6 protein-coding genes are annotated in these 8,295 nt (G+C 64.7%); 3 read left to right on the forward strand and 3 right to left on the reverse strand.

The window, feature by feature from the left end; genetic code table 11:
* On the reverse strand, window positions 1–2,310 hold a 2,310-nt coding region (locus EN914_RS15600), incomplete at its 3' end, for an FAD-dependent oxidoreductase (protein WP_164778748.1).
* A 243-nt stretch (window positions 2,311–2,553) separates the two neighbouring features.
* Between EN914_RS15600 and EN914_RS15605 the strand changes: the two genes are divergently transcribed.
* Window positions 2,554–4,032, forward strand: a complete 1,479-nt coding sequence (locus EN914_RS15605) for an esterase-like activity of phytase family protein (RefSeq protein WP_024501444.1) — start codon at window positions 2,554–2,556, stop codon at window positions 4,030–4,032.
* Window positions 4,033–4,198: 166 nt separating this feature from the next.
* The gene (locus EN914_RS15610; protein ID WP_024501445.1) at window positions 4,199–5,671 is read left to right on the forward strand and encodes an MATE family efflux transporter; all 1,473 of its coding nucleotides are present in this window, start codon (window positions 4,199–4,201) and stop codon (window positions 5,669–5,671) included.
* 29 nt (window positions 5,672–5,700) lie between these two features.
* Here EN914_RS15610 and EN914_RS15615 read toward each other — a convergent pair whose 3' ends face one another.
* Window positions 5,701–6,906 (reverse strand): MFS transporter, encoded by a 1,206-nt coding sequence (locus EN914_RS15615; protein WP_024501446.1) that lies wholly within the window; start codon window positions 6,904–6,906, stop codon window positions 5,701–5,703.
* 184 nt (window positions 6,907–7,090) lie between these two features.
* Window positions 7,091–7,492, reverse strand: coding sequence for an SH3 domain-containing protein (locus EN914_RS15620; protein ID WP_013530982.1), 402 nt, complete (start codon window positions 7,490–7,492; stop codon window positions 7,091–7,093).
* Between the two features lie 241 nt (window positions 7,493–7,733).
* On the opposite strand from EN914_RS15620, the gene EN914_RS15625 reads away from it, so the two are divergent.
* Window positions 7,734–8,295 (forward strand): TMEM175 family protein (locus EN914_RS15625; protein ID WP_127389144.1); only part of this gene is annotated, 562 nt, incomplete at its 3' end.

Raw genomic sequence — 8,295 nt, forward strand, 5'->3', positions numbered from 1 at the left:
GGCTACGGCTATACGGTCGACCAGAGCCAGCGCCAGGCTCTTGCCGACCGTATAGCCGTAGCCGCCCGAGGTGACGAAGCCGACGCGTCGGCCCTGATGCCAGACAGGCTCAAAACCGCTGGCATCGGCGTCGAGCGCAACGATTTCCAGCGTCACCAGGCATTGGCCGCTGCCGGCCTCCCGCTGTTTCAACGCTGCTTCGCGGCCGATGAAGTCGCTCTTGCCGAAAGCGATGAAGCGGTCGAGACCGGTCTGGCCCGGCGTATAGCCTTGCGTGAATTCACGCGACCAGATGCCAAAGCTCTTCTCCAGCCGCAGCGCATTGAGCGCATAGTAGCCGATTTCAGCAAGGCCCAGATCCTCGCCCGCAGCCAGCAGCGTGTCGCGCAGAGTGGCGTGCATGGTCACGGGGCAACTGATTTCGAAGCCGAGTTCGCCCGCGATCGACAGCCGCGCCACACGTGCCTGCACCATACCGATGTCGAATGCGCCACAGGCCATGAACGGCAATGCTGCGCCGGAAACATCCTGATGCGTCGTGCGCTCCAGAATCTCCCGCGCATTCGGCCCCGTGAGCAGGAAGCCGCTCATCGTGTCGGAGAGGTCGGCGATGGTGACGCCCTCCGCCGCATGGCTCTCGAACCAGCGCATGTGGAATTCCCGGAGATAGTAGGAGCCCATCAGCCAATAAGAGCCGCCGCCCCAGTTGAAGACGGTGAGGTCGCCCTTCAGCCGTCCGTCATGGCCGAGCATCGGCGCCAGGCCGGCCCGCCCCGGCTTCGGCAATCGGCAGGCGAGCAGCCGGTCCAGCCACGCCTCCGCACCCAGCCCCGACACCGCATAGCGCGCATAGGCCGAGATATCGACCAGGCCGGCGGCGCGCCGCACCTGCAGCGCCTCCTCGCCGACGATGTCGAAGGCGTTGGAGCGCCGCAGCGTCGTGCTCTCGGCAAATCCCATCGGCGCGAAATAGGCCGGGATTTCCAGCCCCCAGGAAGCCGTCCATTCGCATCCCGCCGCGCTCATGCCGTCATAGGCGCCGGGGCGTTTCAGCGGCCGGCCGGCGGGCAGCCGTTCATTGGGAAAGGTCATGACGAACCGGCGCGAATAGAACTGGCGCGTCGTCTGCCTGAGATATTCGCGGTTGGCGGCGAAGGCACCGTAGCGAGCGATATCCATGCCGAAGATGTCGGCCTGCGGTTCGCCGAAAATCATCCATTCGGCCAGCGACTTGCCGACGCCGCCGCCCTGGCTGAAACCGGCCATGACGCCGCAGGCGACCCAGTAGTTCCTCAGGCCGCGCACCGGCCCGACAATCGGATTGCCGTCCGGCGTGAAGGTGAAGGCGCCGTTGACCCATTTGCGGATACCGGCCGTCGCCAGGCAAGGGAAGCGCTCATGCGCCTTGGCGAGTTCCGGGCTGATGCGGTCGATGTCTTCCGGGATCAGCTCTATGCCGTAGTCCCACGGCGCTCCGTCCATGTTCCAGTGCTTTGGGTTCTGCTCATAGACGCCAAGCAGCACACCCTTGCGCTCCTGCCGCAGGTATGAAAAGCCGTCGAGATCGACGGCGATGCCGATTTCCCTGTCAAGTGCTGCGATCTCCGGAATGTCATCGGTGATGAAATAGTGGTGCTCCATCGGCGTCACCGGCAGGTCGACGCCGGCCATGCGGCCGAGCTGCTTCGCCCACAGCCCGCCGGCATTGATGACATGCTCGGCGATGATGGTGCCCTGCTCGGTGATGACGTCCCAGCGCCCGTCGGCACGTGCTTTCAGCTCGACGACCCGGTTGCGCAAGATGATGTCGGCGCCGCGCTTCTTCGCAGCACCCGCATAGGCATGCGTGGTGCCGTACGGGTCGAGGTGACCCTCGTTGGAATCATGCAGGCCGCCTAGCACGCCGGTGACGTCGACGATCGGGCAGATCGCCTTGATCTCGTCGGGCGTGACCAGGCGCGCGGTCTCGATGCCGACAGACTGGAACACGGCCCAGGCTGATTTCAGCCACTCCCAGCGCGCGGGATCGCTGGCGATGTTGACGCCGCCCGTCATGTGCAGGCCGATATCCCAGCCGGATTCGGCCTCGATCTCCCGGTAGAGATTGATGGTGTAGTCCTGCAGCGCCGCCACGTTGGGATCGGCGTTGAGCGCATGGAAGCCTGCCGCCGCGTGCCAGGTCGAACCGGCCGTCAGTTCTGCGCGCTCGATCAGCGCCACATCGCTCCAGCCGAACCGCGTCAGGTGATAGAGCACCGAGGCTCCGACCACGCCACCTCCGATGACGACTGCGCGGTAGTGCGACTTCAAGGCTTCCCCTCCACGGTTGGTCCGAAGACTGGAGCATATATCTACTAGACATAAGTGTCCAGTGCCGGCGCGCGCATCGTTTTTCGTCGACCGCCGGCATGCACTGCGCGCTGTCACGCAAGCATCATGTTCGCGCCGTAGACCGCATTTCGGGGAGGCTTGCGCAGCATCATCGATGTCGCACCTCTTTCAGTTTTTCGTCCCGCGGCCGCTCCGGCACATCCGTCACAAAGAGGATTATCCATGAAGCACCTGTATCGACCCGCGTCGCTTGGCGTCGCGCTGGCCTTGTTCACCGCCTTGGCGCCGGCGCTCGCCGACAGCACCGCGACCGTCGGCGGCCTCGTCAACAAGGGGCTGGTCGGCGTCGGCCGCATCCCGGCCGCTCAGCGCGACAAGTTCGGCGAGACCTTCGGCTCGGGTTCCGGCATGGCGATCGACGCATCAGGCTGGACGCATGACACCGCCGGCTACAGGGGTTCGCTCTGGCTGTTGCCGGACCGTGGCTACAATGTCGTCGGCACCACCGACTACCGGCCGCGCCTCAACACGATCGCCATCGAATTTGCTCCGGTCGCACCGGGCGCGGCACCTGCTGCCGGCCAGGAGCAGACGGGCGTCAAGGCAACGCTCGCCGACACCATGCTTCTCACCGACGACAAGGGGGCTGATGCCACAGGCCTCGACCCACTCAACGGCGTGCGCGCGGCAAGCGGCGACATGCCGATCCTGCCGCAAGCCGACAATGGCAAGCTGGCGCTCGACAACGAGGCGATCGTGCGGCTGCCCGATGGTTCGATGTTCATCTCCGACGAATACGGCCCGAACATCTATCGGTTTTCCGCCGACGGGCATCTGCTGTCGGCAACCCAGCCACCGGCCGCCTTCGTGCCGATGCGCCACGGCACGCCGAACTTCGCCTCGGACAATCCGGGACCCGGTGCCGCCGAGCCCGATCCGAAGGACCCCGAGACCGGCCGCCAGAACAACCAGGGCCTGGAGGGAATGGCGATGACGCCGGACGGCAAGTTCCTGATCGCGGTGCTGCAATCGGCGCCCCGGCAGGATGGCGGCGATTCGCCCGCGACGCGCCAGAACACGCGTGCGCTGGTCTATGACGCGTCCGACCTCGCCCACCTCAAACTGGCGCATGAGTATGTCGTGCCGTTGCCGGTGTTCAAGGATGCCAAGGGCAAGACCAAGATCGCCGCGCAGAGCGAGATCGTGGCGCTCTCCGACAAGACCTTCCTGATGCTGGCGCGCGACAGCGGCAACGGCCAGGGGCTGAAGGGCGACACCTCGCTGGTGCGCCAGATCTTCGTCGTCGACGTCTCGGCCGCGACCGACATCGCCGGCGGCGCCTTCGATGCCGCCGACAAGCCGCTGGCGCCCAAGGGCGTGCTCGACCCGTCGGTGATGCCGGCCAAGCTGACGCCGTTCATCGACATCAACGACAAGGGCGAACTCGGCCGCTTCGGCCTGCACAATGGCGCGCCGAACGACAAGAACAACCTGTCGGAGAAGTGGGAGGCGATGTCGGTGGTCAGCGTTCTCGATCCGAAGCTGCCCGACGACTACTTCCTGTTCGTCGCCAACGACAACGACTTCCTCGCCCAGGACGGTTTTCAGGTCGGCGCACCCTACAAGGCGGAAGACGGCGCCGATGTCGACACCATGTTCCTGGTCTATCAGGTCACGCTGCCGGGTCTCGCCAGGAAGTAACCACCACTGCCCGGGCGGGCGCGCTTGGCGCGTCCGCTGGGGCTCGCGGCTGGGCATGAACGAAGCAGCGGCTTTCAGTGCGGCGCGTTCGCAAGGGTGCATCTCGGTCCCGCCTGCGATATCATCGTGGACTGGATCCAAATCACCATCCGCCGAGTTGCCCGCCATGGACGAAAAAATGCCCGCGCGCCGGCGCACCGGCGACCTGACCAGCGGCCCGATCCCGCGCACGCTTCTGCTGTTCGCCCTGCCGGTGCTCGGCTCCAACGTGCTGCAGTCGCTCAACGGCTCGATCAACGCCGTCTGGGTCGGCCGTTTTCTCGGCGAATCGGCGCTGACCGCCACCTCTAACGCCAACCTCGTCCTGTTCCTGATCCTCGGCACCGTGTTCGGCATCGGCATGGCGGCCACCATCCTGGTGGCCCAGTCGGTCGGTGCCCGCGACCTGCCCGAGGCGCGCCGCATTGTCGGCACCAGCGCGACGTTCTTCTTCCTCGTCTCGGTTATCTTCGCGGTCTGCGGCTGGATCTGGGTTGACGCCATTCTCAACACGCTCGGCACACCGGCCGACGCCTTGCCGCTGGCGCGCTCCTATCTGCGCATCATCTTCGTCGCCGTGCCGATGATGAACCTTCTGTCCTTCGTCATGACCGTGCTGCGCGGTGCCGGCGATTCACGCACCCCCTTCTTCTTCATGGCGCTGGCCGTCGTCCTCGACATCGTGCTCAACCCATTGCTCATCGCCGGCATCGGACCGTTTCCCGAACTCGGCATCGCGGGCTCCGCCACGTCCACGCTGATCGGCCAGACGGTAAGCGTGATCGCCATCCTGATCGTTCTCTATGTGCGCAAGCATCCGCTGCGGCTGGCCGGCGCCAATCTCGCTCTGTTGCGGCCCGATCCCACCTTGCTGCGCATCGTCGTCTTCAAGGGCGTGCCGATGGGCCTGCAGATGATCGTCATTTCGGCGGCGGCACTGACGGTGATGGGCATCGTCAATTCCTACGGCTCACAGGTCGCCGCCGCCTACGGCATCGCCGCCCAGCTGTGGACCTACATCCAGATGCCGGCGCTCGCCATCGGCGCCGCCGTTTCCTCGATGGCGGCGCAGAATGTCGGCGCCGGGCGCTGGGACCGGATCGGCCGCATCGCCGCCTCCGGCGTCGGCTTCAACCTGGTCCTGACCGGCGCGCTGGTTGCCGTGCTGTCGGTTTTCGACCGTTCGGTGCTGAGCCTGTTCCTGAGCCGCGACAGCGCGGCGATCGACATCGCCGTCCACATCAACAATGTCGCCTCGTGGTCGTTCATCCTGTTCGGCATAACCATCGTGCTGTTTGCCACCGTACGAGCCACGGGTGCCGTGATGCCGCCGCTGATCATCCTGGTCATCTCGGTGCTGGTCGTGCGCACCGGCTTTGCCTATTTCATGCGTGGCGTGATCGGCGAGGAAGCGCTGTGGTGGAGCTTCCCGGCGGGTTCGATCAGCTCGCTTGTACTGGCGGCGGCCTACTATCGTTTCGGCCGCTGGCGCACCACGCACATGATCGAGGACAGGCCGGCCGCCGGCGAGCCGCCGGACACCGGTCTTGGCGTGCCGCGCGGACGCGCGCATCTTTCGCCTGAAACACCGAACGGCTGAAGCCCGGTTCCGCTGGACCGCTCCAGGCCTCAACGCCGTTTCAGCCCAAAAGCCAGCGCCACCAACGAAAACGCCACGATCATGCCGGCGAACGCCAGGCTGGCAGCGACGGGACTGGCATAGGTCGAAACGATGCCGATGCCGATGACGGGCAAGGCGTTGCCGACAAAGCAGCAGATGAAGAAGCTGGACACCACTTCGGCGCGACGATCCTTGGGCGCGATCTCGTTCACCACTTGCAGGCCGCCACGGTAACCAAGCGCCGCCGCAACGCCGCAACAGGCCGTCGCAGCAACCATCAGTGCCATCGAGGCCAATATCTGCGCCGCCATCACCAACGAGACGCTTGGGATCATCAATGCCAGCGCAGCCAGCATCGCCTTGCTGCTCTTCATGTGCATCAGAACGACAATGCTGATCGCGGTGACGATCGCCAGCTCGAAGAACAGCGCGCCGGCGACGGCATGGTTGGTCTCATGCAGCTGCTGCGCCAGGATGCTCGGCGCCAACGCGGCGTAGAACCCGACCAGCGCCATCGCGCCGAAGCCGGTCACCGCCGGCGCGACGAAGCGCGCACGGATTTCCTCCGGGACGGAAAGTCGCGGCCGCAAGGAGATCCCCCCGAGGCCGTCCGGCTTCGCCACCGTTTCGCGAATGCGCCAGACCAGGATCGTCACCACCACAAGTGCTGCCAGATAGACGATGAAGATCAGCCGCAACGGCCATGGCTCGTATTCAGCCAGAAATCCCGAAATCAGTGCGCCGAGGCCGAGGCCGAGGAAATTGGTGCTGGTGGCAATCACACTGGCGCGCGACTTGTCCGCGCCGGGAAGAAGCTCGGCAATCCACGCGGTTCCGGTCCCCGCGCCGACGCCGATGCCAAGCCCGCTCAGGATGCGGGCGACGTCGAGCGAGACGACGTTTACGGCAAACAGGAAGACAAGCGCACTGACGATGGCGACGAGCATGGCCGCCAGGCTCGCGGGCCGGCGTCCGACAATATCGGAGACGCTGCCCAACATCAGAAGTGCCGCCAGATTGCCGACGACATACACGGCGTAGATCAGCGTCAGGGTGATTTGTGAAAAGCCGAATTGCTGCTTGTAGACGATGTAGAGCGGCGTCAGCACCGTGCTGCCGGCAAACAGCACCGCAATCATCGCGGCGACGGTGGGGATTGCGAGAGCATCGCCACCTGCCCCTTCGTGCGTATGCGCAAAATCGCGAATGGCCATGGCCAACCTCGTCACCAATTTCGGGGATCGAGGATCTAACGCGGTTTCATCCACGACGTTCCAGCCGACAGGCAGGCTCCTGACAGCACGGTGGACATTGCTTGAGCGGGATGTCCGCCGGCTGAACAGGCTCGGATCGGGGCCCGCGGCTCCGATCCGTCATCTATCGTTCAATCGGTCGGCGTTACCTGCAAGCAAAGCCGGGCGCGATCTTGCACTTGCCGGGACGCGGCCTGTGCGGCGGCCGATGGTGCGGAGGACGGTGCGGCTTGTGCCAGTGTGGCGGCCGATGCGGCGGACGCACGATGATGATTGGCGGGCGAACGATCTGGGTGCGTTCAAGATAACCGGCGCTGGCCCAGCCGCTCACGCCGCCGCCATGGATTCTACACCAGCCCGGCTGGCAGCCGGTGACATTGACTCTGAAGCCGGCGGGCAGCGTTCCCACCCTGGCGTATCCCGCTCCCGGCCCGCTGCGGACGTTGAGGTTGGTCGAGGTGTGAGCGCTGTAGGCGAAGGCCGCGGCGGACGTCCCGAACACCGCGGCCAGGATGGTCGCGGCCACAAGCAGAAAACGAAATCTCATCAGTCCCCTCCATTCGAATCCCGGCCGTTCACCTGCTCCGGCCAAGATTGCCCTGCAAGAGGAGCGGCCAAGCCAAGAAAAGTCAACAGGTGGGCGGCCGTAACCGTCCTGGCCAACGGGACTGATGCCGGATTTTCCTTGGACATGGTTGAGGAATTTCACGGTTGCCATTTATTGGCTCCTCAACATCCGCTAGCGTTTACTCTCTTTCGACAATTCATCGCGGGCAAAGGTGGGATCCATGGGCAAAGGCAGGGTCGAGGCATTCACCGATGGCGTCGTGGCTATCATCATCACCATCATGGTGCTTGAGTTGAAAGTGCCGCATGGCGAGGATTTCTCCGCCTTGGTGCCGTTGTGGCCGATCTTCTTCTGCTACGTGCTGTCCTTCATCAATGTCGGCATCTACTGGAACAATCTGCACAACATGTTCCACACCGTTCAGCGGGTCGACGGGCGCGTGCTGTGGGCGAACCTCAATCTGCTGTTCTGGCTGTCGCTGATGCCGGTGACCACAGCCTTCATGGGCGAGAACCACTTTGCGCCGGTGCCGGTAGCAGTCTATGGCACCGACCTCGCGCTATGCGCCATCGCCTACACCATACTCGCCGCAGCGCTGCATCGCCTGCACGGCAATGATACCGCCTTTGCCAAGGCGCTGGGTAATGACCGCAAGGGGAAGCTCTCGCTGGCTGTCTATATCGTGGCCGTCGTGCTGACCTTCGTCAGCCAGTGGATCGGCGTCGCGCTCTATGTGCTGGTCGCGATGATATGGCTCGTACCGGATAGGCGCTTTGCGCGGG

The sequence above is a fragment of the Mesorhizobium sp. M7A.F.Ca.CA.001.08.2.1 genome (genome assembly GCF_003998455.1).
Classification (GTDB): domain Bacteria; phylum Pseudomonadota; class Alphaproteobacteria; order Rhizobiales; family Rhizobiaceae; genus Mesorhizobium; species Mesorhizobium ciceri.